This window comes from Kitasatospora sp. NPDC004669 (assembly GCF_040609455.1).
Lineage (GTDB): Bacteria > Actinomycetota > Actinomycetes > Streptomycetales > Streptomycetaceae > Kitasatospora.
In genome coordinates, this window is record NZ_JBEXKB010000045.1 from 1 (window position 1) to 20,847 (window position 20,847).

Here is a 20,847-nt window from a genome sequence, read left to right on the forward strand (position 1 = left end):
TGATCAGGTTCCCGGCCGGGAACCGGAACGACGGCGACCAGCGACGCTGAGAGCGCCACCGCACCTTGAACGTGCCATGCTCCCGGCACGCCCGGTCCAGATCCCGAAGGGTCTGCTGCAACACGTGCGAGGGGGCGTCGGCCAGCCACGGGAATTCCCGCTTCGCCTCCGCCAGCTCGGCGGCCTGCGGCACGTAGTTCATCCACGCCCCGCGCCGCCGGTACTCCCGCCGCTGCTCCAGGGCAGTGTTCCATACCGACCGGCAGATATTGCCGAACGTCTCGCACAACTCGGCCTGATCTCCGGTAAGTTCAAGGCGGTAACGTCGCCCGGACAGCATGGGAACACCCCCCTTCGGCTGCTGTGAGCAACATAGTGCGCGCCACTGACAACGCAGCGATCTCCGCCGCTTCGCGGCTCCGAGCCAAGGATGGGCTAACCCCCAGCAAGCAGGGGGTCTGCGCCCAAGAGTTCAGATCATCGAGATCCACGACGCCCGGCTGATCCTGCGTCAGCATCTGGACCCGCGCACCGCCGAGTGGCTGGAGCGCGCCGTGCGCCGTTTCCCGCCGCCCTCCTCCCAGGCCGCCGCCCTCCTCCCAGGCCGCGGCGCTGGCCGCTGCCCTGGAGCACGCCGCGGCCGGGGCCGGCCCGCAGCCCGCCGCCGCGCCGCTGACGGCCGTGCAGGCGGTCACGCAGACGGTCACGGAGGCCGAACCGCCGCGCGCCCTGGACGGCGAGGCCGACCACCTCACCCACCTGGCCCGCGTCTACGCCACCTGCCCCGCCGTCGCCGAGGTCCGCACCAGGGCCAGGGCGCGGGCGCGGGCGGCCGCCCGGACCGCCTCGCCGTAGGCCTCGTGCCGGGGCTCCAGGCGCGGGGCGTCGGTGTCCGGCAGGCGCGGCACGGTGACCCGGTGCCCGGCGGCCACCAGCCGCTGGACCCGGCCCGGGCCGGCGACCACGTCGGGCAGTTGCTGGACGGGCTGCGCGAGCCGCGGTGGTAGCCGGTCAGTCCCACCAGAAGCTCCAGGCGTGCCCGCCGACGAGCTCCTCGGCGTAGTCGGCCAGACTCCCGGGGCCCTGGAAGACGTTGTCGGGGCACAGCGCCACGTGCTCGGCCGCCACCGGCAGGGCCTCCTCCACGTCGGCCGGCGGCGCCGCGACGCTCAGGTACAGCGAGTCGGCCCCGGCCTGGACGACGCGAGCGCCGAAGCGCTCCTGCCAACTGCGCAGGACGGCGGCGACCGCGCCGGTGTCGTCGTGGCCGTTCGTGCCGTACCACCCGCAGGCGGCCAGCGCCTCGGCGCCGCCGTCCGCGCGGACCAGCCCGATCCGCAGCCGGCGCTGACCGCGCAGCAGCGAGCGGGCCAGGGCGTCCGCGCAGTCCTCCGGGTCGCGCCGCGCCGGCCCGGCCGGGGCCGTGCCCGGCCAGGCGGCACCGAAGGGCTTCAGCACCCCCAGGAGGTCCGCCACGTCCTGCGGGTCGCCGGACGGGCACCAGAGCACCGAGTGCTCCCACCACTCACGCAGCAGGACGGCGGGGTCGTACCGGTCGAGCGCGGACTCCCCGGGTTCCCCCGGCTCCACGGGGATCAGGCCCAGGTCCCGGGGGCCGAGGTCCGGGACGTCGTTCCCCGGCGACAGCAGCAACGGCCACAGCCCCGAGCCCGCGTGCTCCCGGCGCAGCCTCTGCCACAGGCCCGCCGGCGCCGGCCCGTCGCTCACCCACAACTGCGGCAGGACCTGACGGCCCGGCGGCAGGGCCGCCGGGGAGGCGAGGTGCTCGGCGCTCCGGTCGGGGAAGCGTCGGCGCAGGTCGCGGAGCAGCTGGGGATCGATCATGTGCCCACGGTAGGGGCCGACACCGACAGGGCCGGTCCCCGTCGTCGTCGGTGCCGACGCCGGGGTGGCGGCGCTCGGTGCCGCCGTGGTGTCCGTGCCCACGGCCGGTCGCGGCACGGCCGGTCGGGGTACGGCCGTCAGCTGATCAGGAGGCAGGCGTCCCAGCCGGCGCCGGACCGCGGGTGGGCGTGGGCGTGCAGGGCCAGGGCCGCACCGGCGGTGCCCTCCAGGAGGGTGGCGGGCTCGGCGGCGGCGAGCGCGGCGGCCAGGTCGCGGGTGACGGCCGCGGCGAGGTCGGGCAGGCGGGCGGCCAGAGCCGGCGAGCCGGAATCCTGCGCCATGCGCTGGACGATCCGCAGCAGGCCGCCGGTGCCGTGGCAGAGCCCGGCCCCGGACAGGTGCCAGCCGGCCGGGTCGGCGAGTGCGGCCTCCAGCGCGGTGACGGCGCCGGCCCGCCAGTCGGCCCGTCCCAGCGCCGTGCCGGCCAGGAACAGCGCGCGGGCCGCACCGGGGGTGCCGTAGCACCAGGCGGCGCGGGTCGGGGCCTGGGCGGGCGGGCGGCCGGCCTCCTCGTCCTCGACCCGTACGGTCATCGGCCAGCCGCCGTCGGGGCGTTGGCGGGCGGCGAGCCAGCCGGCCAGGGACTCGATCGCCTCGTCCTGCCCCGGTGCGCGCACCCCCTGCAGGCGGGTGAGCGCGAGCAGCGCGAGCGGGCCCGGGATCCCGTGCGCCAGGCCGAGGTTGAGATGCCCGCGCGGGTGGTCCGGGTCCGGGCCGGGCAGCCCCGGCCCGCCCGCCGTCCACCAGCGCGGCAGCGCGCCGTCACCGCCGGGCGCGGCCAGCTCGACCAGCGCGGCGAGCACCCCGGCCAGCGCCGGCCCGTCCGGCTCCAGGGCGAGCAGCAGCCGGCCCAGCCCCGCCGCGCCCGAGACCGCGTCGAAGGTGTGCGCCCGCAGCCCCGCCCCGGCCGCCAGGTCCGCCCGCAGCGCGGCGATCCGCCCCGCGGCCGTTTCCTCCACCCGGGGCGTCAGCGCCTCCAGCAGCCCCCGGTACTCCCCCGGCGCCCGGACCATGCCGTGCGCCGCGAACGCCACCGCGGCGGCCCCGGAGTACAGCCCGCCGCCGCGCATCGCCCCGGGCGCCCGCACCGCCTGCGCCAACGTCCCGTGCGCCATCTGCCGCAGCCCCGGGTCGTCCCCGGCCAGCACCCCCAGCGCCAGCGCCGTCCCACTGCGCCCGGCCCCGAGCCCGGGCCCCGAAACGGGCCCCTCGGGGTCCGCGGGCCCGGCGAGCCGCTCGGTGACCGCTTGCAGGACTTCGGCCGGCGTCATCGGCACTCCTTCGGATGGCTCGGACAGCTGGGACGACTGCGGCGGCGGACACCCGCCCGGGTCGCGGGACGACCCGACCGGCCGCCGCCGCCCCGCACCCCGGTCCGGTTCAACCGTTTCCCGCGCCGGCCGCCCTGCGGGCCCGGTGGGCCTCCAGGGTGCCGCGGGTCAGGGCGTAGGTGCGGCGTTCGGCTTCGGGCTCGATGCCGATGAGGCGGTTGTGGCCCATGTGGAGGAGGGAGGCGAGGGCCGGGGAGGCGTCGGGGGCGGACAGGTGGGCGGCGTAGTGGGCGAGGCGGGCGGCGCGGTGGTGCCAGGCGGCGGTGAGGGCGGGGTCGGCGGGCAGCAGGCCGCCGGCGGGGGTGGTGGGGCCGTCGGAGCCGATGGCGCGCAGCGCGGCGGTGCGGTGGGTGCGGAAGGCCTGGTGGTGGGTCTCGGACTTGGGGTAGGTGGCGGTGAGCCAGGTGCCGAGCGGGGTCGGGGTGGGGCGGGCGGCGAGGAAGGCCTGGGCGGTGGCGGCCGCGTTGACGGCGGCCAGCAGTTCGCCCGGCACCGTACGGGCGGTGCGGGCGGTGCGGGCCAGGCTCAGGGTGGCGAGGGCGACCAGGCTGTCGGCGTGGAAGACCCGTTCCGCGAAGGCAAGGGTCTCGGGCCCGCCGTAGCGGTCGGTCTCGGGGGTGTAGGTGTCCAGGCGCAGATCGGTGGCCAGGCCGGCCCGGCGCAGGTCGTGGGCCCAGTCGTGGAGGGCGGGCAGCAGGTCGGCGGCCAGGGCGGGCGGGGTGCCGTGGAAGCGCAGCCGCAGGTGGGGGGCGGGGTCGCGGTAGCGGATGAAGAACCAGCGGTCGACGTCGCCGGGCAGGGCCTCCAGCAGGCGGGGCAGGTGGTCGGCGAGGATCTCGTCGTGGCGGGCCTCGGTGGCCGCCAGGCGGGCGAACAGCCAGGGGCCGCCGGGCAGTTCGGGGGTGCGTGGGTGGGCGGCGGGCAGCGGGCGGCGCGGGGCGCGTGCGGATGCCGGCGCTTGGGTGCGGCGCAACGGGACGACGAGTTCGGCGCTGTGCGGGCCGTGGGGCCCGCGCAGCCAGCCGCTCTCGCCGGTGAGGTCCTCCTGGAGGACGGTGGGCCGGTCGGAGCGGGCCTGGCTGTGCAGCAGGCGCTGGTGGTGGGGGTTGTCGAGGTCGAGGGCGATGCGCTGGTCGCCGCTGAGCAGGCGGACGGCGGCGGGTACGCCCCAGCGGTGACGCCAGCGGGCCAGGCCGTCGGCCCACTGTTCGTGCGGGGTGTCGGCGCCGGGGACGGGGGTGCTCAGGCGCCAGGCCGCGGGGGCGAGGACGACCCGGCCCAGGCGGACGCGGGGCAGGGCGGGGGCCGCGGCGGAGGTTGCCCAGTCCCAGGGCTGCCAGGGGCGTTGGCCGGTGAGGGCGACCTCCTGGAGGAAGCGGGCGGCGTTGGGGGCGCCGGTGCGCAGGTTGAGGGCGTGGTGGGCGGTGGCGCGGATCTCGCGGCCGAGGCGGCGGGAGTGGACGCTGAGGCGCTCGGTGTCGGCGAGGACGACGAGGTCTTCCAGTGGGAGGACGGTGGGGCCGTCGGGGTCGGGGAAGGTGCTGACGGCGACGCGGTGGTCGAGCCAGCGGGGGGTGAGGGCGATGTTGGCGTGGCGGGGGCGGTAGGGGGTGAACTCCAGGTGGGCGTCCAGGACTTCGGGGACGTCGCCGTGGCCCGCGGCGGCGGCGAGCAGGACGGCGCCGTCCTTCCAGCCGCCTGCCCCGCTGCCGCCTGTCCCGCCGCCGCCTGTCCTGCTGCCGTCCGTCCCGCCGCCGGGTCCCGCGAGGTGGTCGGCGAAGCGGCCGAAGGTGGCGCCGGCCCGGTCGCTGCCGGCGGTCGGGGAGAGCACGAGGCGGAACTGCCCGGCGTCCAGGGCCTCGGGGGAGGCGGCGGCCAGTTCGGCGTACAGCTCCAGGGAGGCGGGCGGGGTGTCGGCGGCGGCGGTGCCGGGCTCGCCCTGGGGCGGGGTCAGGCGGGCCAGCAGGTCGTCGTCGAGGACGACTTCGGGCAGCGGGGCGCCGGGTTCGCGGTCGGCGAGGGCGCCGGCGGCGAGTTCGGCGAGCAGGCGGTCGCGGGCGGCGTCGGCGTCGGTGCGGGGGCGCTGGGGCTGCGGGTTGGCCGCGCCGCGCGGGCCGGCGGGGCGGCGGTATCCGGCGGGCGGGCCCATGCCGGTGTCGGGGTCGAGCAGTTCGGTGAGCGGGACGGGGCTGTCGGTGCCGTACCGTTCGACGAACTCGGCGTGGTAGGCGCGCAGGTGCTCGGGGGCGGTGGCGGGCGGGGACAGCCGCCACAGGGTGGTGGCGGCGTGTTCCAGGTCGGTGCGGACCTGTTCGGGCAGCACCACCTCGGTGTCCAGGGCGAGGTCGGCGTGCAGCGGGCGGTCGGCGGGTGTCAGGCGGGTCATCCGCCGGCGCGCGGCGCGCAGCAGGTCGCCGGCCTGTCCGCGCGGCCGGGCGGCGGCGCGCTCCAGCAGGTCGCGCACGGCGGCGAGTTCGCCGCGGACGGGGTGGTCGTCGGGCAGCCGGTGGAGGACGTGGCCGAGCAGGTCGGTGCTGTCGGGCGGGGGTGTCAGGTCGGTGAGCAGGAAGCCCTGGGCGACCAGGGTGCGCACGAAGGTGGCGATCGTCTCGGCGGGGGCGCCGGGGAAGTCGGCGGCCAGCGCGGCGAGCAGTTCGCCGTGGCGCAGCGGGCGGGCGGCGTGGCGCAGGGCGGCGCGCACGACGGGGGTGGCGCGTACGGTCCGCTCGGTGACGGGCTGGGCGTCGGCTGCCGTGGTTGTCGCGGTCGTCGGGCGGCGTTCGGGCAGGTAGGGCAGGACGAGGCGGTCGCCGCGGACGGTGGCCTGCTGGTCGCCGGCCAGGTGCAGGGCGGGCAGGACGGCCGGGTCGGTGTTCAGCCGCGCCAGCAGTGGGAGCAGCCAGCCGAGATCGGGGCGGAAGGCGCGGCGTTCGGTGCCGTCCCAGTGGGCCTGGGTGCGGGGGCCGAAGCGGGCGGAGGCGACGGCGGCCAGCAGGCCGAAGGGGGTGGGGCGGGTGGCCATCCGCAGGCGGTAGCGGGTGACGGCCTCGGTGGCGCGGCGCAGGGCGGCGGGGCGGGGGGTGGTGGGACCAGGGTCAGCGGCCTGGGCGGCCTGGTCGGCCTGGTCGGTCTGGTCGAGGAGGTCGGCCAGGGAGGGGCTGGAGACCTCCAGGGCCTCGCGCAGGACGGGGTCGGCGGCGGCCTCGGCGAGCCGGGTGGCGGCCGTGTCGCCCTCGGAACCGGTCGCGCCTTCGGGGCCGGCGGCGTCCTCGGGGCCCGCGGCGGCGGTGCGGGGCAGGGCGGGGGTGCGCAGCAGGACCGGGCCGGTAGCGGTGAACAGTGTCTCCGGATGTGCCGTCCCCGGTGTCTTCCCCACCACGTCCCCCTGTGCCGCATGCGCCGTGCCGTGCCGTGTCGTGCTGTTCGAGTCGTCGTGTTGTACCCCAGTGATCAGAAGCTGTCCACATTCGGTCAGATGGCGTCAGGAGTTGGCTGAATCCGTTCATTCAGTTTTACGGATTCGTTGTCGGGTTCTGCCTGAGTGCCTAACGTCCGCTGCAGTCCGCCGCGGCCAGTCGCGGCACCGACGAAGGGAGGCCCGTCATGGCCACCGACATGCAGGAGCTGTTCGACCTCGACGTGCAGGACCTGGCCGCCGCCGACACCGTCGAGCAGGAGGACGCGGTTTTCAGCATCTCCTGCGAGGGGTCCTGCACCCGTCCGTACTGCATCTGATCCTTCGGGATTCGTCGGCAGTAGGGCAGTACCGGGCGCAGCTGCCCGGACCATGACCATGGTCCGGGCAGCTGCGCCCGTTCGCGTTCGCCCGCCGCGCGTCAGCCGCCCAGCGGCCCTCCCAGCGGCCCGACCGTCGGCTCGTCCCCGGGCGCGGGCAGCGGGCCCCGGGCCAGCCGCAGCAGCTCCTGCGGGGTGAGGCCGTCCAGGCGCTCCCGGGCCAGGCGCAGCACCTCGGCGGCCGCGTCCAGCAACTCCTGCGGCGTACCGGGGCGTTCGGGCAGCTGCGGGGTCCAGTCGGCGGCGGCCAGGTGTTCACCGACGGCCGCGCGCAGTCGGGCGGTGCCGGCCTCGCGGATGGTGAACGACAGGTGCACCGAGAGCCCCTGACGGCCGGTCGCGGTGTGCGGGGCGCCGCGCGGCACGTACAGCACCTCGCCGGGCTTGAGGACCGTGTGCAGGGTGACCGGCCCGGGTTCGGGGGCCGCCCCGGGGCGCCAGCGCCCGTCGACGGGGGCCTCGTGGACGGTCCACTCCTTCTCCCCCGCGAGCTGGACGACCAGCACGTCCGCGTCGTCGCGGTGCACGTCCAGGCCGCGCCGGCCCGCGCCGGTGGCGAAGCAGAACGCCTCGGTGCGGCGGTCGAGTCGGCGGGCGATGTCGGCGGCCAGTGCCCGTACCGGTGCGTGCCAGTGGTCCAGTTGCGGCAGCAGCAGGGTGGCGCCGTCGGCCAGCAGGCGGGCGATGCGGGCGGGGTCGGCGAAGCCGTCCTCGCGGCGTCCGGCCACCAGGCGGGCGGTGCAGAAGCGTTCGGGTTCGACGACCTCGCCGTCCTTGACCATCTCCACGTACGGCACCCGCAGCAGACCGCCGTGCAGCGCGGCGTCCAGCTCCTGCGGGCGGGGCAGCCCCGCGGGCCACTCGCCGGTGCGGTACACCTGCGGGCTGCGGTGTTCCACTGCGGTGGTGAAGGCCCCGGTGTCCCCCACCAGTTGGGCCAGTACTCGCCCCATGGTCCGTCCCCTCTCTGCGGTGTCGTCCCGGGCGGGCCGTCGGTCGTGCACGGGCGCCCGGCTGTCCCATGTCAAACGGATGAACGGGGGGAAGCGGTTGAACGCCCTCCGCTCGCCGGTCCGGGAACCGGCCAGCTTGGCCGGGCCGGGGCCGCGCGGCTGCGCGCGGCGATCGCGCAGGCCGGGGCGGTTCCTGGCGGCCGGTCAGCCCGGGGGTGCCCGGGGCGGGACAGCCGGGACCCGAAGGTGTGGGATAGCTCACAGCGATCGCGGGGGGCTGCGGCCGTCCGGCGCGCGGGGGCGGAGGGGGCGGATCTAGGCTGGTGGAAGGAGTGCGGCGCGGGCGCCGCCTCCTCGGGGGCCTTGGCCACGATTCCGGAGGTGCAGCATGCGTGGCACATCCCGTCGCAGCCGGGCCGGGGTCCTGACCGCGGCGGCACTGCTCACCGCGGGCGGGCCGCTCGCCGCCGGGGCCGTACCCGCGACGGCGGCCACCGCCGTGGCGGTGCCCGTGCGGGCCTGCCCGGCGGAGCAGACCGGCCCCGGCCTGCCGCCGCCGGCCGCCGCACCGGCCTCGGTGGCGCTGCCGGACGGCATCACCCTGCCCCCGACGGCGGCGGTGTACGCCGCACGCTACCCGGGCGAGGTGCACTACCTGGTCGCGCCGGGCGGCTGGACCTGCGACGTGGTCTTCTTCTCCGCCGACGGCGGCGAACAGGCCTACGTCCACCCCGGTGCACCGGTGGCCGACCCGGCCGACGCCCGCTTCAGCGCGGTCGTCCAGGCCGTCTTCGTCAGCGGCGGCGCCCAGACCGAGATCGACCTGGCCTGCGGCTTCATCCCCCAGGCCGGGGCCGCCCCCCACACCTGCAACGCCCCGGCCCGCCTGCCCGCCGACCGGCTGCACCCGGTCGCCACCCACGCCCCGGGCCTGCTGCTCGCCGCCGTCGGCGTCCCGTCCGACACCCGCGAGCCGAACCTGCCCACCACGGGAGGGCCGGACCGCACGGTCGCCCTGGTGGCCTTCCAGTCCCCCGGCGGCCCCGCCCAGAAAATCACCTGCACGATCCCGGCGGCCTTGGCCCCCGTCCCCACCTGCCAGGCCGCGCTCGGCCACTTCCTGGCCACCGGCGCCGCCGCCAAGCAGCTCACCCCGGCCGACCGGTCCGCCGCGCTCACCGACCTGAACGCCTTCATCGCCGGCTACCTCGGCCAGCCCTGACGCCCGGCCCCTGAACGGGCGGGCCGGGCGGGGCCGGTGGCCTGCCGGTTCCTCAGCCGGACTGTGCGACGAGCGCTTTGACCAGGTCGACCGCCTCCTTGAGACCGAGGCCGGGGCGCGCGGAGCGCAGTTCCTTGACCGCCCTGACCTCCGCCGTGCGGGGGTCGATACCGGCGAGTTCCAGGACCTTTCGCGCCCATTCCACGCCGACCGGGCCGGCGCCGGCGACGAAGCCCTCCACGATGTCGATCGCCCGGCGCAGACCCGGGCGTTCCTCCTCGTCAGCGGTGTCCAGTGCGGCCCGCAGAGCCGCCCTCAGCGCTTCCAGGTTGGCCGGCTTCGGGCGATTGGACTGCGGAAAGAACATTCGCTGCTCCCGTTGAGAATCACGTGCAATCAGCCGGTGCCGGAATTTCCCGGTCGGCCGGTCCGCCGGGAGGGTCCGCCCGGCGTTCCTACGGTAATACTTCCCGCGCCCAGCCCTTGAAGGCCCCCGACCGGGCCGCGACGGTCTGGACATCGCCCCTGCCTCACGAGCGGGGACGCTTGATGACGCAGTCTCGAACCCGAGAGGGCAGCGCGACAGAGACGAGGGTTCGGCGCGGCGTGTGGGGCCGGTACGGCTCCAGCAGCGGCAGCGGTTCGCCGAGACGGAATCCGGTGGCAGCGGGCGGCGGGCGGTCGGCACAGTGGGCGCCATGACGACAACGACTCCTGACGACAACAGCGGCACGTTCGTCCCCGGGCTGGAGTTGGCGCGGGTGTCGTACGAGGAGGCGGTGCGGCCGTTGCCGGCGCGGGAATCCCCGGGGCTGGGGTATGCGGCGGCGCGGACGGGGGCGGGCTGGAGCTGGAGCTGCGCACCGACTGGCGGGAGGGCTGCACGTACTACACGGTGGCGCGCGGCGGCCCCGCCGGGCACGGGCGCGCCTGACCGTACGGCCGTCGGCGGCCGTACGGTCAGCCGTTCAACCGTTCAGCACTGGGGGCGGCGGCCGTGGTTGGCCCCCCGCCTGGCCCGGGCCTTCTTCTTGCGGCGGCGCTTCGACGACATGGCGACTCCTCTCGCGACCGGACCCCCCGGGGCTTCCACCGTTCCACACCCCGCCCACCCCGGCCTCCCGAACAGCCCTCAGGCCCTCGGGAGGCCGCTCAGGCTGCGGTGCCCGCCAGGGCGGCGCGCCAGGCGGAGCTGTCGACGTAGTGGTTGTCGAAGCGCTCGGCGGAGGCGGCGATCGCGCCCGGGCCGGTCTCGCCGCGCATGACGCCGCCCAGTAGCCGCAGGTAGTCGAAGCGGTCCATGCCGGAGGTGAACATGAACAGCACGTCGGCCCCGCTGCCAGGGGCGGCGGCGAAGGCGTGCGGGGTGTGCGGGGGCACGGCCAGGAAGTCGCCCGCGTGCAGGACGGTGACCTCCTCGCCGACCAGGACCCGCAGCGAGCCGCCGATCACGAAGAACAGCTCCCACGCCCGGGTGTGGAAGTGCGCGGGAGCCCCGGCGGCGCCCTCGGCGAAGACGGAGCGGTACACGGTGAAGCCGCCCTCGCCGGGGGCCGTTTCGGCGAGCAAGGTCATGGTGGCGCTCGGGTCGGCGCAGGTCTCGGCCTCGGCGCGGCGGGCCAGGACGGGGGCGGTGGCGGTGGTCTTCGTCGTCGTCATGTGACCAGGCTAGGCATCGAAAGACCCATGATCATGGGGCAATCGATCGCCATTTCGATGGGTCAATTCCGCCCGAGAGGCCCGTGGCGGACCGGCCCGATGACGCCCCCCGCCGCCCGGGCCCCGGGATCACCCGACCGCCGCGCCCGCCATGTCCCGCACCACGGCGCGCAACAGCCGGTTGAACGCGGCGGGCTGCTCCTCGTGGATCATTTGACATCCTCCCCCGGCTAAGGCCGGGGGATTCCAACACCGGTGGGGTGTTGAGGTTCACGGGCACTCGACCGCTGGCGCGGTGTTGCCCCTCCGGTACCGGAAGGTGTCCTCCGGGGCCTGACGGCCTGTCCTACCGCGACGTTGGTTGCCGCGTTGGTGTCCGCGTTGCAGGTTCCAGGACATGGGCGCGGCCAACGAACGGGCACTGGACGACTTCGCCGCCTGGGCCGCGCCGCGCGACGGCCGGTACGGCCTGGGCGCCACCCCGGCGTCGGTGCGGGCCGGTGTCGAGGGCCTGGTCCGCCGCGCGCAGGCGGCGCCGATCTCGGTCGACGGCTTCCGACTCGACGGCTACCTCCTGCCGTTCCTGCTCACCGTCTGCCAGGGCGACGACCGCGACAACGCCGACTACGCGGACATCCTGCGCCAGCTGTTGGACGCGGCCGACGGCAAGCCCGTCCAGGCGAGCCCGGCCCTGCACGAGCTGCTGACCGCCGTCCTCGCCCCGGGCCCCGACGCCGGCGCCGACCTCGCCGCCGCGATCGGCATCCTGTGCGACGACGTCGCGATGCCGCGCTCGCAGCGGTGGTACCGCGAGGCCGTCGAACGCTCCCGCCCCGCCCAGCCGGTCTTCGGCCCGGTGTTCAACGGCCCCACCCCGTGCGCCAGTTGGCGCCAGGCTCCGCGCGAGCCGTTCGTCGAGGTGCGCAACGCGGTGCCCGCCCTGCAGATCCAGTCCACCGGTGACACCCACGCCCCCTACCGGGGCGCCCTGGCCCTGCACGCCCGGATGAGCGCCTCCCGCCTGCTCACCGTCCCCGGCCGGGTCCACACCGTCTACCTCAACGGCTACCGCCCGTGCGCCCAACAGGCCGTCGACACCTATCTGTTGACCGGCGAGCTGCCGGCGGCCGACGCCACCTGCTGAGCGCCTGACCGGCATGGCACTCGCCGAAGCCGGAGAGCGCCGCCGTCACTGGCCCACCCGGCCGTCCACGCACTCGCGCAGCAGGTCGGCGTGCCCGCAGTGCCGGGCGTACTCCTCGATGCGGTGCACCAGCAGCTCCCGCACCGAGACCCCGTGCTCGCCCGACCGCTTCCCCAGGTCCGGGTGTTCGGCCAGCGCGGCGTCGGTGGCGGCCTGCTCGCGCTCCAGGTCCCGCCATGCGGCCTCCACCACGGCCGGATCGGCCACGGCCCCGTCGAAGTCCGCGTCGCGCGCACCGTAGAGCTTCGGCAGCGGCTCGCCGTCGGTGATCCAGTTTCGCCAGTCCCGCTCCACCTCGGCCAGGTGCCGCACCAGCCCGAGCAGCGACATCGTCGACGGCGGCACCGAGCGCCGGGCGAGCTGCTCGGCGTCCAGGCCCTCGCACTTCATCCGCACGTTGACATCCTCACCGCCCTAACGGGCGGGGATTCCTCCCGCGCCTGCGGCACGGTCACCCGTGGTCCGCTGGTCGCCGAGGCGGGTTCCCCGTTCAACGGGCCGTGCCTGGCGCGGGATCGCCACGCCAGGTCTCACCGGCCCTCCAGGGGCGTTTAGCCTGTCCGCCTGCCCGGCGGCCAGGATGTTGCGAGCGGCGTTGAGGTCACGGTCGTGCAGCACACCACACGCCGAGCAGGCCCACTCGCGGACCGCGAGCGGCTTGGGGCCGTCGCGGTGCCCGCACTGAGAACACAGCTGGGAGGACGGGAACGCACGATGGACGATGCCGACCGTGCGCCCGTACCGGGCCGCCTTCTCCTCCAGCAGTCGCCGGAAGGTGGACCATCCGGCATCGTGCACGGACTTGGCCAGGCGGCCTCGGGCGAGGCCGCGCACGTTCAGATCCTCCAGGTACACCGCTTGGGTCTCGCGGATGATCCTGGTCGTCTGCTTGTGCAGCCAGTCCATACGGGTGTCGGCCACCTTGGCATGCGCCCTGGCGACCTTTGCTCGGGCCTTTGCCCGGTTCTTCGACCCCTTGGCCTTACGCGAGAGTTCCCGCTGCGCGGCCTTCAGACGCTTCTCCGCCTTGCGGAGAAAGCGCGGGTTGTCGATCACTTCACCGGTCGAGAGAACGGCGTAGGTGGTCAGCCCGAGGTCGATGCCGACCTCGGCATCGACCTCGGGCAGATGCTCCGGTTCGACGTCCACGACGAAGCTGGCGTAGTACCGCCCGGACGGGTCCAGCACGATCGTCACGGACGACGGATCAGCAGGCAGCGGCCGCGACCATTTCACCCGCACATCGCCGATCTTCGCCAGGTTCAGCTTCCCGTTGCCCCGGATACGGAACCCGTTGCGGGTGAACCGGAGCGACTGCCGGACATCGCGCTTCGACTTGAACCGCGGCAAGCCGACCGGCCGCCCTTGCCGCTTGCCGGACACCGAGTCGAAGAAGTTCCGGTACGCAGTGTCCAGATCCCGCAGGGACTGGATCAGCGGGTCCACGCCGACCGAGGCGAGCCACGCCCGCTCGGGGGTCTTCTTGGCCGCCGTGATCACCACCTTCTGCAAGCCCGTGGACTTCGGGTACGGCCGCCCGGCCTTCCGGGCTTCCTTCCGCACCGCGAGCGCATCGTTGTACACCACCCGCGCACACCCGAATGTCCGGGCCAGCGAAGCACGCTGACCCATCGTCGGGTAGATGCGATAGGAGTACCTCAGATGCACCAGATCAACCTACCGACAGGCACTGACAACGACCCATGTCAGTACCTCCGGAGGTCACTCCGCCGCTTCACGGCTCCGAGCCAAGGCCCCTCCCCCACCCTCCGGGCGGGGGACCCCCATCTCCCCGGCCTGAAGGCCGGGGCATCCTGGGAGAAACAGGTGAACGGGTTCGAGGACTCCGGAAGCAGGGAGGAGCACGGCCGCGAGCGCGGTCTCTAATTCCCCGTCCCCGCCCGCAGGAACCGCAGGAACCCGGTGACGGCCGGCGTCACCCGCTGCCCCCTCCTCGTCGCCGTGTAGACGTGCCGGACGGGGGTGTCGTCCGGGTGCAGGGGCACCAGGACGATGTCGGGGCGGGCGGCGCGGGCGGCCAGGGAGGGGATGAGGGTGGGGCCCATGCCGGCGGCGACCAGGCCGAGTTTGGCGGTCCAGGCGCCGATGGCGTACTCGATCCGGGGCTGGAAGCCGCTGCGCACGCAGGCGGCGAGCAGGGTGGATCCAAGCTCACGGCGGGCGGCGATCCATGGTTCGTCGGCGAGTTCGAGCAGCCGGACGCGGCGTCGGCGGGCGAGTCGGTGGCCGCGTGGCAGGGCGACCAGCACCGGGTCGTCGAGCAGTGGCCGCAGGTCGAACTGCTCGGTGTCGTAGGCGTCTTCGGCGGTCGAGGCGTAGGTGGCGACCACGGCGAGGTCGATCGCGCCGTCCGCGAGCCGGTCCAGCAGGTGCGCGGAGAGGCCTTCGGTGAGGCCGATCTCGACCTGCGGGTGCGCGGCGCGGAAGGCCGCGAGCGCGCTGGGGACGAGTTCGGCGTTGGCGCTGTCGAAGGCGCCCACCCGCAGTCGTCCGGCGTTCAGTTCGGTGAGGGCGGCGAGGTCGCGGCGGGTGGTGTCGAGGCGTTCCAGCAGGGCTTCGGCGTGCGGGAGCAGGGCGCGGCCGTGTTCGGTCAGCCGTACGCCGCGGGCCAGGCGGTCGAACAGGGGGGTGCCCAACTCGGCTTCCAGGGTGGCGATCTGGCGGGAGATCGCGGACTGGGTGAAGCCGAGGCGCTCCCCGGCGGCGGTGAAGGAGCCGAGGTGGGCGACGGTGCGGAAGACGTCCAGCCAAGCCATGTCCATTGCGCATGGGTATCATGCGAGACATTCGTTTGTCGCCTGGCTTGCGGGTGCCTAGCGTGGTGGCCATGGAGAAGATCGCTTTTCTGGGCCTGGGCCGGATGGGGCAGCCGATGGCCCGTCGTCTCGCCGCCGCCGGCTACCCGTTGACCGTCTGGAACCGTTCCCCCGGCCGTGCCGACGGCCTCGCCGAGGCCGGTAGTGCGGCCGAGGCGGTGGCCGGGGCGGACGTCGTGGTCACCATGCTGTCCGATCCGGCGGCGGTGGCCGAGGTGGCCGGGCGGTTCACGGCCGAACTGGCCCCGGGCACGCTGTGGATCGACATGTCCTCGGTGGGCCCGCGCGCGGTCGCCGAGCTGCGCGCGGGGCTGCCGGACGGGGTCGGCATGGTGGACGCCCCGGTGATGGGCAGCGTGGGCCCGGCGACCAGCGGGGAGCTGGTCGTGTACGCGGGCGGCGAGGACGCCGACCTGGAGCGCGCCCGGCCCGTCCTGGAGCACCTGGGCCGGGTGCGGCACTGCGGCGGCCCGGGTGCGGGGGCGGCGCTGAAGGTCGTGGTGATCAGCGCGATCGTCGCCTCGGTCACGGCGGTGGGCGAAGTGCTGGCGGCGGCCGATGAGTTGGGCGTTCCGCAGGACGTCGCGGCGGAGGTGCTGGCGTCCGGGCCGCTCGCGGGGGTGGTGGCCCGGGCGCACAGCACGGTGTCGGACTTCCCCGTCCGTCTGGCCGCCAAGGACCTCGCCCTGGCGGGCGGCGGCCGTGTGCTGTCGGCGGCGCGGGAGGTGCTGCTGGCGGACCCGTCGATCGCGGAGCAGGACCTGTCGGCGGTGGTGACGGCACTGCGGCGGGGCTGAGCGGGACCGAGCGGGGCCAGGGCCCGCCCCCGGGGCCCTGGCCGGCCGGACTCGCCGTGGCCGGCTACCGGTCCGCGGTGAGCTTGCCGGCCGCGCCCCAGTTCTCCGCCGGGTACTCCTGGATCCACACGAACACGCTCTCGGCGGGGACCTCCAGCGTCTGCGTGAAGGCCTCGGTGATCCGCTTGACCAGCTCGCGCTTCTGCTCGACCTCGCGCGGGCCCTGCTGAATGGTGACGATCGGCATCTTCGGCTCCTAACCGGGGGTTCCTGCCGGGCTTCCTGCCGGCCTTTGCGGCCGGGTTCTCCGGCTGGGAACAGTCCACCCGATCAAGCCGCCCGCACCCAGACCCGATTCGCTCTGACAGCGATCACGAATCATGATCGTCCCAGGTCGGGGCCGTCCGGCGGCAGGCCTCCAGGAGCAGCCCGGGGAGCGGGGCGGAGCGCCGTACGGCGATCGAGGTCGGCAGGGCCAGCGGGGTGCGACAGGGGCGGAAGGCGATCCGGTGGGCGTTGACCATCCGGGCGTTGGCGGCGTACACCACCGTCCACGTCGGGGTTCCGGAGCCGATCGAGGCCAGGGTGTCCTGCAGCGAGCTGTGGGCCGGGCCGGGGATCGGCCGGAAGCCGGCCCGCGCGCAGGCGTCCGTCACCAGGTCCACCAGCGCCGGGTGGTTGCGGCGTTCGGTCAGCCGCAGCGGGAGGGCGGCGAGATCCGCGAGATCGACCTCGGGCCGGTCGGCGAGGGCGTGCCGGGCGGGCAGCGCGAGCACCAACTCGTCCTGCCAGACGGGCAGGAAGCGCAGTTCGGCGCTGTTCTCGGCGACGGCACCGCGGACGAAGGCGGCGTCGAGGCGGCCGTCCGCCAGCCGGGTGAGCCGTTCCCGTACCGGGCTGGAGTGGAGTTCGACGCGTACGTCGGGGGCCCGGCGCCGGTAGGTGTCCAGGATCAGGTCGAGCCGCTCGCCGAGCCCGGTGACGGTGCCCAGGCGCAGCGCGGCGGGTGTGGCCAGATCTGCAGCGAGGGCGCGGGCGGTGTCCTCGGCGGTCAGGACGTCCCGGGCGGCGGGCAGGAAGCGCTCGCCGGCCGGGGTCAGCCGGACGTACCGGGGCGAGCGGTCGAACAACTCGACCTTCAGCTCCCGTTCCAGCCGGCGGACCTGCTGGCTCACGGCGGGCTGGCCGAGCAGCAGCTTCTCGGCGGCCCGGCCGAAGTGCAGCTCCTCGGCGACGGCGACGAAGCAGCGCAGCTGCCGTAGCTCCATGTGGTCCCCCTGCTCGATGTGCGAACGGCCCATGGTCGCAGGCCCGAGCACGACCCCTCCCCCGCCCCCGGCCTGCCCCCGGTGTCAAGCGCGGAGCCGGTATTCACCCGATCGTGGGGGGCTGATGTGCGCCACGGCGCCGCTGGGACGTAGCGTCGTGGCGGCGTACGGCGAAAGGCCTGGGGAGGGCGGCGGGAGTGCTGGTCATGTGGGCTGGGCTGCGGCGCAGCGCGGCGGCGTTGGCGGTGGCGGCGGTACTGGTGGTGTCGGCCTGCGGTGCGCCCCCGTCCGGCGGCGACGAGGGCGGCGACGGCGACGGCTACAGCGCTCTGAAGGGCACGCCCGCACCGGCGGCCCCGGGCGGCCGTCCGCTCGCCCTGGTCTACCGGGGCCCGGCGGCCTGCGAGGGCTGCCCGGAGGCGGCGCACGACATGCTGGAGCACGACGGCTTCACGGTGCGTTACATCGGCCCCGACGAGGAGATGGGCTTCGGCCCGGACGCGCTGGCCGGAGTCGCCGTGTACGTGCAGCCGGGCGGCACCAGCGGTCAGGAGGTGACCACCGCCTGGGGCCTGCTGAAGCGCGATCCGAGCTTCTCCCCGGAGCTGGTGCGCGCCTACGTGCGCGGCGGCGGCCGCTACCTGGGCCTGTGCATGGGTGGCTACCTGGCCGGCGAGGACCCGGGCTACGGCCTCCTGCCGGGCGACTCCGGCCAGTACATCAGCTCCAGGGGCGCCACCGTCACCGACGACCGGGACCGCCTGGTGGAGGTCGCCTGGCGCGGGCACCCGCAGCGGATGTACTTCCAGGACGGCCCGTACTTCGACGTGGACGGCCCGGGCGTGGACGTGGTGGCCCGCTACACCAACGACCGCGCGGCCGCCGTGGTCGCCTCCTACGGCGCGGGCCGGGTGGCGGTCAGCGGCCCGCACCCGGAGGCGCCCGCGGCCTGGTACCGCGACTACGGCCTGCCGGACGAGTCGCACACCGGCCTGGGCCTGGGCGAGGACCTGCTGCACACCCTGATGGGCACGCCGCCCGAGTCCTAGCCGCCCGGGTCCTGTCAGCCGTCCGCGCGCAGCTGCGTGCGGGTGCGCATCAGGATGCGGCCGAGCATGTTGCGGCCGGTGCCGGTGCGGCCCCGGCCCCAGTAGTGGTCGGTGCCGGTGTCCTCGACGAGCTCCTCCTCGCCGGTGGCCAGCAGCACGACCCGGATGTCCGCGTGGGTGCGGAACTTGGCGGCCACGGCACGGCGCATGACGTCGTCCTTGACCCGCTCCCAGTCGCGGCGCAGCGGCCGGGAGCGGTCGCGGCCGAGCTCGGCGGCGCGCAGCGGGGTGCGGGCGCGGCGTACGAGGTCGGCGTGGCGGGTGCCGGCGAACTTCTGGGCCTGGAAATAGTGCTCGGCGGTGGGCCACAGGTGTCCGTCGAGTTCCAGGGGGTGTGGGGAGAAGTTGGAGAAGCAGCCGTAGGGGGCTTCGTCGGCGCCGTAGAAGTAGATGGTCATCAGCGGGTCGTCGTCCGATCCTCGTGAGCGGGCGGAGCCGTACGGTCCCAGGCGCGCGCCCGCGTCCGCAACCGGTTTCCGCCTCCGCTCCGGCCCTGCCGCCGCGTGCCCCCTCGCCCGCACTAGTGCACCTTGGGGTGCGCCGGCCTGCGCAAAGCCCGTGCGGCCGCTGGGAAACCGCCCCCGCCGTACCGTCGCCGCATTTCCGGAGCACCCTAGTGCACTAGTGCAGTTTCCTCAAATAACCGCAGTACAGGGCTTGTTGAGCATCATGCGTACGGCGTACGGTTGCGGGCATGGAGAACACCGACATCCTCGTCTCCGGCGCCGGCATCGCCGGCCCCGCCCTCGCCTACTGGCTGCGCCGTCACGGCTTCAACCCCGTCGTCGTCGAGCGCGCCCCCGGCCCGCGTCCCGGCGGGCAGGCCGTCGACCTGCGCGGCGCCGGACGCACCGTCATCGAGCGGATGGGCCTGATGGAGCGGGCCCGCGCGCTGTGCGTGGAGCAGAAGGGCATGGCCCTGGTCGACCGCCGCGGCAAGCAGATCGCCCGGATGCCCGTCGAGCTGTTCGAGGGCGAGGGCATCGTCTCCGAGGTCGAGATCCTGCGCGGCGACCTCGCCGACCTGCTCCGGCAGGCCACCGACGGCGTCGAGTACCTCTACGACGACACGATCACCGCCCTCGCCGAGGACGCCGACGGCGTCACCGTCCACTTCGAGAACGCCCCCGCCCGCCGCTTCCACCTCGTCGTCGGCGCCGACGGCCTGCACTCCGTCGTCCGGCGCCTGGCCTTCGGCCCCGAGGAGGACCACTACCGCCCGATCGGCGGCTACCACTGCTGGTTCACCGTCCACGACCCCGCGCTCGCCCGCGACCTCGACAGCTGGTTCCTGATGTACAACGCGCCCGGCGGCCTGGTCGCCGCCGCCCGCCCGGGCCGGCTGCCCGGCGAGGTCAAGGCCTCCCTGGGCTTCCGCTCCGAACCGCTCACCCTCGACCGCCGCGACGGCGCCGCCCAGCACCGGCTGCTCGCCGAGCGCTTCGCCGGCGCCGGCTGGGAGGTGGAGCGCCTGCTCGCCCAGATGGCCACCGCCGAGGACTTCGCCTTCGACTCCTACGGCCAGATCCACCTCGACCACTACGCCCGCGGCCGCGTCGTCCTGCTCGGCGACGCCGGCTACAGCCCCAGCCCGCTCACCGGCCTGGGCACCAGCCTGGCCCTGGTCGGCGGCTACCTGCTGGCCGGTGAACTCGCCGCCGCCGCAGGCGACTTCACCGCCGCCTTCGCCCGCTACGAGGAGCAGATGCGCCCCTACGTCGCCCGCGCCCAGGAGCTGCCGCCCGGCGGCATGAACGGCTACGCCCCCGACACCGCCCTGATGATCCGCCTGCGCGCCGCCTCCATGCGCTGGATGGGCCGCTGGCCGCTGCGCACCGTCATCGCCGCCCAGTTCGCCAAGGCCGGCGACATCGTCCTGCCCGACTACCCGCTGCCCGCCCGCGCCTGAGCCGGTGTCGGAGCCCCCGCCCGAACCCGGGCTTGCACCTCACGCCACGTCAGGAGGGATGCTCGTGCCATGACCTCCTCCGCACAGACCTGGAAGGTCGGCCCGCTCGCCGAGGCGAGCGGCCTGACCGTACGCACCCTGCACCACTGGGACCAGATCGGCCTGCTCAGCCCCTCCCGGCGCACCGTCTCCGGCCACCGCGCCTACACCGAGCAGGACGTGGTGCGCCTCTACCAGATCCTCGCCCTGCGCCGCCTGGGCCTGGGACTGGAGACCATCGCCACCTGCCTGGACGCCGGCGTCGACCCGCTGCGGCTGGTACGCGAGCACCTGGCCGCCACCGAGGCCTCCCTCGCCGCCCTGCACACCCTGCGCGAGCGCCTCACCCACCTGCACACCGAACTCGCCGCCGAACGCTCCCCCGGCACCGCCGACCTGCTACGCCTGCTCCAGGCCGTCGGTGCCACCGGCCCCGGCGCCGACGAGGCCCTGCGCCGCCACCTCGACGAGGACCAGCTGCACGCCCTCGCCGACCACGCCGCCGCCCTCGGCCCCGCCGCCCACTACCTGCTGGAGGTCGAATGGCCCCAGCTCTACCGCCGCGCCGAGGACCTGCGCACCGCCGGCACCGACCCCGCCGATCCCCGGGTGCGCCGCATCGTGGAGCGCCTCGACGAGCTCTCCCGCCTCTTCAGCGGCGGCGACACCACCCTGTCCGCCGCCGTGCGCACCGCCTGGCGCGAGGACCCGGCCGCCATGTCCGGCGACCCCACCGCCCCCGCCGACGCCTGGGCCGACCTGCGCACCTTCCTCGACCACGCCCGCCACGCCCGCCAGGACCGCCGCTCATGACCGCCC

At 75.2% G+C, this 20,847-nt stretch carries 21 protein-coding genes and 1 pseudogene; 9 read left to right on the forward strand and 13 right to left on the reverse strand.

Annotated features, from left to right (window positions below):
* On the reverse strand, nucleotides 1-340 hold a 340-nt coding region (locus tag ABZW30_RS30695), incomplete at its 3' end, for a helix-turn-helix domain-containing protein (protein ID WP_355674474.1).
* A 341-nt stretch (nucleotides 341-681) separates the two neighbouring features.
* Here ABZW30_RS30695 and ABZW30_RS30700 point away from each other — a divergent pair.
* Together ABZW30_RS30700 and ABZW30_RS30705 are read left to right on the forward strand one after the other, a co-directional pair.
* Nucleotides 682-855, forward strand: a complete 174-nt coding sequence (locus ABZW30_RS30700) for a hypothetical protein (protein WP_355674475.1) — start codon at nucleotides 682-684, stop codon at nucleotides 853-855.
* Between the two features lie 5 nt (nucleotides 856-860).
* Entirely contained in the window at nucleotides 861-1,007 is a 147-nt protein-coding gene (locus tag ABZW30_RS30705) for a hypothetical protein (protein ID WP_355674476.1), read from the forward strand.
* Nucleotides 1,008-1,011: 4 nt separating this feature from the next.
* Here the strand turns inward: ABZW30_RS30705 and ABZW30_RS30710 are convergent, their stop codons facing one another.
* The 3 genes from ABZW30_RS30710 to ABZW30_RS30720 form a co-directional block, all read right to left on the reverse strand.
* Nucleotides 1,012-1,845, reverse strand: a complete 834-nt coding sequence (locus tag ABZW30_RS30710) for a DUF4253 domain-containing protein (RefSeq protein ID WP_355674477.1) — start codon at nucleotides 1,843-1,845, stop codon at nucleotides 1,012-1,014.
* Nucleotides 1,846-1,982: 137 nt separating this feature from the next.
* Complete coding sequence (locus ABZW30_RS30715; RefSeq protein ID WP_355674478.1) at nucleotides 1,983-3,176, reverse strand: lanthionine synthetase C family protein; 1,194 nt, start codon at nucleotides 3,174-3,176, stop codon at nucleotides 1,983-1,985.
* 109 nt (nucleotides 3,177-3,285) lie between these two features.
* Nucleotides 3,286-6,612, reverse strand: a complete 3,327-nt coding sequence (locus tag ABZW30_RS30720) for a lantibiotic dehydratase (RefSeq protein ID WP_355674479.1) — start codon at nucleotides 6,610-6,612, stop codon at nucleotides 3,286-3,288.
* A gap of 227 nt (nucleotides 6,613-6,839) precedes the next feature.
* Between ABZW30_RS30720 and ABZW30_RS30725 the strand changes: the two genes are divergently transcribed.
* Nucleotides 6,840-6,971, forward strand: coding sequence for a hypothetical protein (locus tag ABZW30_RS30725; RefSeq protein ID WP_355674480.1), 132 nt, complete (start codon nucleotides 6,840-6,842; stop codon nucleotides 6,969-6,971).
* 101 nt (nucleotides 6,972-7,072) lie between these two features.
* Here the strand turns inward: ABZW30_RS30725 and ABZW30_RS30730 are convergent, their stop codons facing one another.
* Nucleotides 7,073-7,984, reverse strand: coding sequence for a cupin domain-containing protein (locus tag ABZW30_RS30730; protein WP_355674481.1), 912 nt, complete (start codon nucleotides 7,982-7,984; stop codon nucleotides 7,073-7,075).
* A 388-nt stretch (nucleotides 7,985-8,372) separates the two neighbouring features.
* On the opposite strand from ABZW30_RS30730, the gene ABZW30_RS30735 reads away from it, so the two are divergent.
* Entirely contained in the window at nucleotides 8,373-9,206 is an 834-nt protein-coding gene (locus tag ABZW30_RS30735) for a hypothetical protein (RefSeq protein ID WP_355674482.1), read from the forward strand.
* Nucleotides 9,207-9,258: 52 nt separating this feature from the next.
* Here the strand turns inward: ABZW30_RS30735 and ABZW30_RS30740 are convergent, their stop codons facing one another.
* Nucleotides 9,259-9,573, reverse strand: coding sequence for a hypothetical protein (locus ABZW30_RS30740; protein ID WP_355674483.1), 315 nt, complete (start codon nucleotides 9,571-9,573; stop codon nucleotides 9,259-9,261).
* Nucleotides 9,574-10,358: 785 nt separating this feature from the next.
* Complete coding sequence (locus ABZW30_RS30745) at nucleotides 10,359-10,865, reverse strand: cupin domain-containing protein (RefSeq protein WP_355674484.1); 507 nt, start codon at nucleotides 10,863-10,865, stop codon at nucleotides 10,359-10,361.
* Nucleotides 10,866-11,262: 397 nt separating this feature from the next.
* On the opposite strand from ABZW30_RS30745, the gene ABZW30_RS30750 reads away from it, so the two are divergent.
* A complete protein-coding gene (locus tag ABZW30_RS30750) occupies nucleotides 11,263-12,009 on the forward strand; it encodes an alpha/beta hydrolase (RefSeq protein ID WP_355674485.1) in 747 nt (248 codons plus the stop codon).
* A gap of 45 nt (nucleotides 12,010-12,054) precedes the next feature.
* Here ABZW30_RS30750 and ABZW30_RS30755 read toward each other — a convergent pair.
* From ABZW30_RS30755 to ABZW30_RS30765, 3 genes and pseudogenes are all read right to left on the reverse strand, one after another.
* Nucleotides 12,055-12,465, reverse strand: a pseudogene (locus tag ABZW30_RS30755) (DinB family protein); the annotation flags it as partial.
* Between the two features lie 18 nt (nucleotides 12,466-12,483).
* Nucleotides 12,484-13,737: an RNA-guided endonuclease TnpB family protein gene (locus tag ABZW30_RS30760; RefSeq protein ID WP_355674486.1), complete on the reverse strand. Its 1,254-nt coding sequence runs from the start codon at nucleotides 13,735-13,737 to the stop codon at nucleotides 12,484-12,486.
* A 215-nt stretch (nucleotides 13,738-13,952) separates the two neighbouring features.
* Nucleotides 13,953-14,852 carry a LysR substrate-binding domain-containing protein gene (locus tag ABZW30_RS30765; protein ID WP_355674487.1) on the reverse strand — a complete coding sequence of 300 codons (900 nt, stop codon included), beginning with the start codon at nucleotides 14,850-14,852 and terminating at the stop codon, nucleotides 13,953-13,955.
* Nucleotides 14,853-14,917: 65 nt separating this feature from the next.
* Between ABZW30_RS30765 and ABZW30_RS30770 the strand changes: the two genes are divergently transcribed.
* Complete coding sequence (locus tag ABZW30_RS30770) at nucleotides 14,918-15,703, forward strand: NAD(P)-dependent oxidoreductase (RefSeq protein ID WP_355674488.1); 786 nt, start codon at nucleotides 14,918-14,920, stop codon at nucleotides 15,701-15,703.
* 64 nt (nucleotides 15,704-15,767) lie between these two features.
* On the opposite strand, the gene dmpI is transcribed toward ABZW30_RS30770, so the two are convergent.
* Nucleotides 15,768-15,950, reverse strand: coding sequence for a 4-oxalocrotonate tautomerase DmpI (dmpI, locus tag ABZW30_RS30775; protein WP_355674489.1), 183 nt, complete (start codon nucleotides 15,948-15,950; stop codon nucleotides 15,768-15,770).
* A 124-nt stretch (nucleotides 15,951-16,074) separates the two neighbouring features.
* On the reverse strand, nucleotides 16,075-17,022 hold the full coding sequence (locus ABZW30_RS30780) for a LysR family transcriptional regulator (protein ID WP_355674490.1): 948 nt from the start codon (nucleotides 17,020-17,022) through the stop codon (nucleotides 16,075-16,077).
* A gap of 155 nt (nucleotides 17,023-17,177) precedes the next feature.
* Between ABZW30_RS30780 and ABZW30_RS30785 the strand changes: the two genes are divergently transcribed.
* Entirely contained in the window at nucleotides 17,178-18,020 is an 843-nt protein-coding gene (locus ABZW30_RS30785; protein WP_355674491.1) for a hypothetical protein, read from the forward strand.
* 14 nt (nucleotides 18,021-18,034) lie between these two features.
* Here the strand turns inward: ABZW30_RS30785 and ABZW30_RS30790 are convergent, their stop codons facing one another.
* Nucleotides 18,035-18,478, reverse strand: coding sequence for an NADAR family protein (locus ABZW30_RS30790; protein WP_355674492.1), 444 nt, complete (start codon nucleotides 18,476-18,478; stop codon nucleotides 18,035-18,037).
* A gap of 296 nt (nucleotides 18,479-18,774) precedes the next feature.
* On the opposite strand from ABZW30_RS30790, the gene ABZW30_RS30795 reads away from it, so the two are divergent.
* Both ABZW30_RS30795 and ABZW30_RS30800 read left to right on the forward strand, forming a co-directional pair.
* Complete coding sequence (locus ABZW30_RS30795) at nucleotides 18,775-19,989, forward strand: FAD-dependent monooxygenase (RefSeq protein ID WP_355674493.1); 1,215 nt, start codon at nucleotides 18,775-18,777, stop codon at nucleotides 19,987-19,989.
* A gap of 69 nt (nucleotides 19,990-20,058) precedes the next feature.
* Nucleotides 20,059-20,841 (forward strand): MerR family transcriptional regulator, encoded by a 783-nt coding sequence (locus tag ABZW30_RS30800; RefSeq protein ID WP_355674494.1) that lies wholly within the window; start codon nucleotides 20,059-20,061, stop codon nucleotides 20,839-20,841.
* The last annotated feature ends 6 nt before the right edge of the window (nucleotides 20,842-20,847 follow it).

Excerpts from the sequence above, each read along its gene's own strand:
- dmpI (WP_355674489.1), bottom strand. The coding sequence starts at position 15,950 with ATGCCGATCGTCACCATTCAGCAGGGCCCGCGCGAGGTCGAGCAGAAG.
- ABZW30_RS30740 (WP_355674483.1), bottom strand. The coding sequence starts at position 9,573 with ATGTTCTTTCCGCAGTCCAATCGCCCGAAGCCGGCCAACCTGGAAGCG.
- ABZW30_RS30745 (WP_355674484.1), bottom strand. The coding sequence starts at position 10,865 with ATGACGACGACGAAGACCACCGCCACCGCCCCCGTCCTGGCCCGCCGC.
- ABZW30_RS30795 (WP_355674493.1), top strand. The coding sequence starts at position 18,775 with ATGGAGAACACCGACATCCTCGTCTCCGGCGCCGGCATCGCCGGCCCC.
- ABZW30_RS30800 (WP_355674494.1), top strand. The coding sequence starts at position 20,059 with ATGACCTCCTCCGCACAGACCTGGAAGGTCGGCCCGCTCGCCGAGGCG.
- ABZW30_RS30785 (WP_355674491.1), top strand. The coding sequence starts at position 17,178 with ATGTGGGCTGGGCTGCGGCGCAGCGCGGCGGCGTTGGCGGTGGCGGCG.
- ABZW30_RS30790 (WP_355674492.1), bottom strand. The coding sequence starts at position 18,478 with ATGACCATCTACTTCTACGGCGCCGACGAAGCCCCCTACGGCTGCTTC.
- ABZW30_RS30770 (WP_355674488.1), top strand. The coding sequence starts at position 14,918 with ATGGAGAAGATCGCTTTTCTGGGCCTGGGCCGGATGGGGCAGCCGATG.
- ABZW30_RS30750 (WP_355674485.1), top strand. The coding sequence starts at position 11,263 with ATGGGCGCGGCCAACGAACGGGCACTGGACGACTTCGCCGCCTGGGCC.
- ABZW30_RS30730 (WP_355674481.1), bottom strand. The coding sequence starts at position 7,984 with ATGGGGCGAGTACTGGCCCAACTGGTGGGGGACACCGGGGCCTTCACC.
- ABZW30_RS30725 (WP_355674480.1), top strand. The coding sequence starts at position 6,840 with ATGGCCACCGACATGCAGGAGCTGTTCGACCTCGACGTGCAGGACCTG.
- ABZW30_RS30715 (WP_355674478.1), bottom strand. The coding sequence starts at position 3,176 with ATGACGCCGGCCGAAGTCCTGCAAGCGGTCACCGAGCGGCTCGCCGGG.
- ABZW30_RS30710 (WP_355674477.1), bottom strand. The coding sequence starts at position 1,845 with ATGATCGATCCCCAGCTGCTCCGCGACCTGCGCCGACGCTTCCCCGAC.
- ABZW30_RS30765 (WP_355674487.1), bottom strand. The coding sequence starts at position 14,852 with ATGGACATGGCTTGGCTGGACGTCTTCCGCACCGTCGCCCACCTCGGC.
- ABZW30_RS30735 (WP_355674482.1), top strand. The coding sequence starts at position 8,373 with ATGCGTGGCACATCCCGTCGCAGCCGGGCCGGGGTCCTGACCGCGGCG.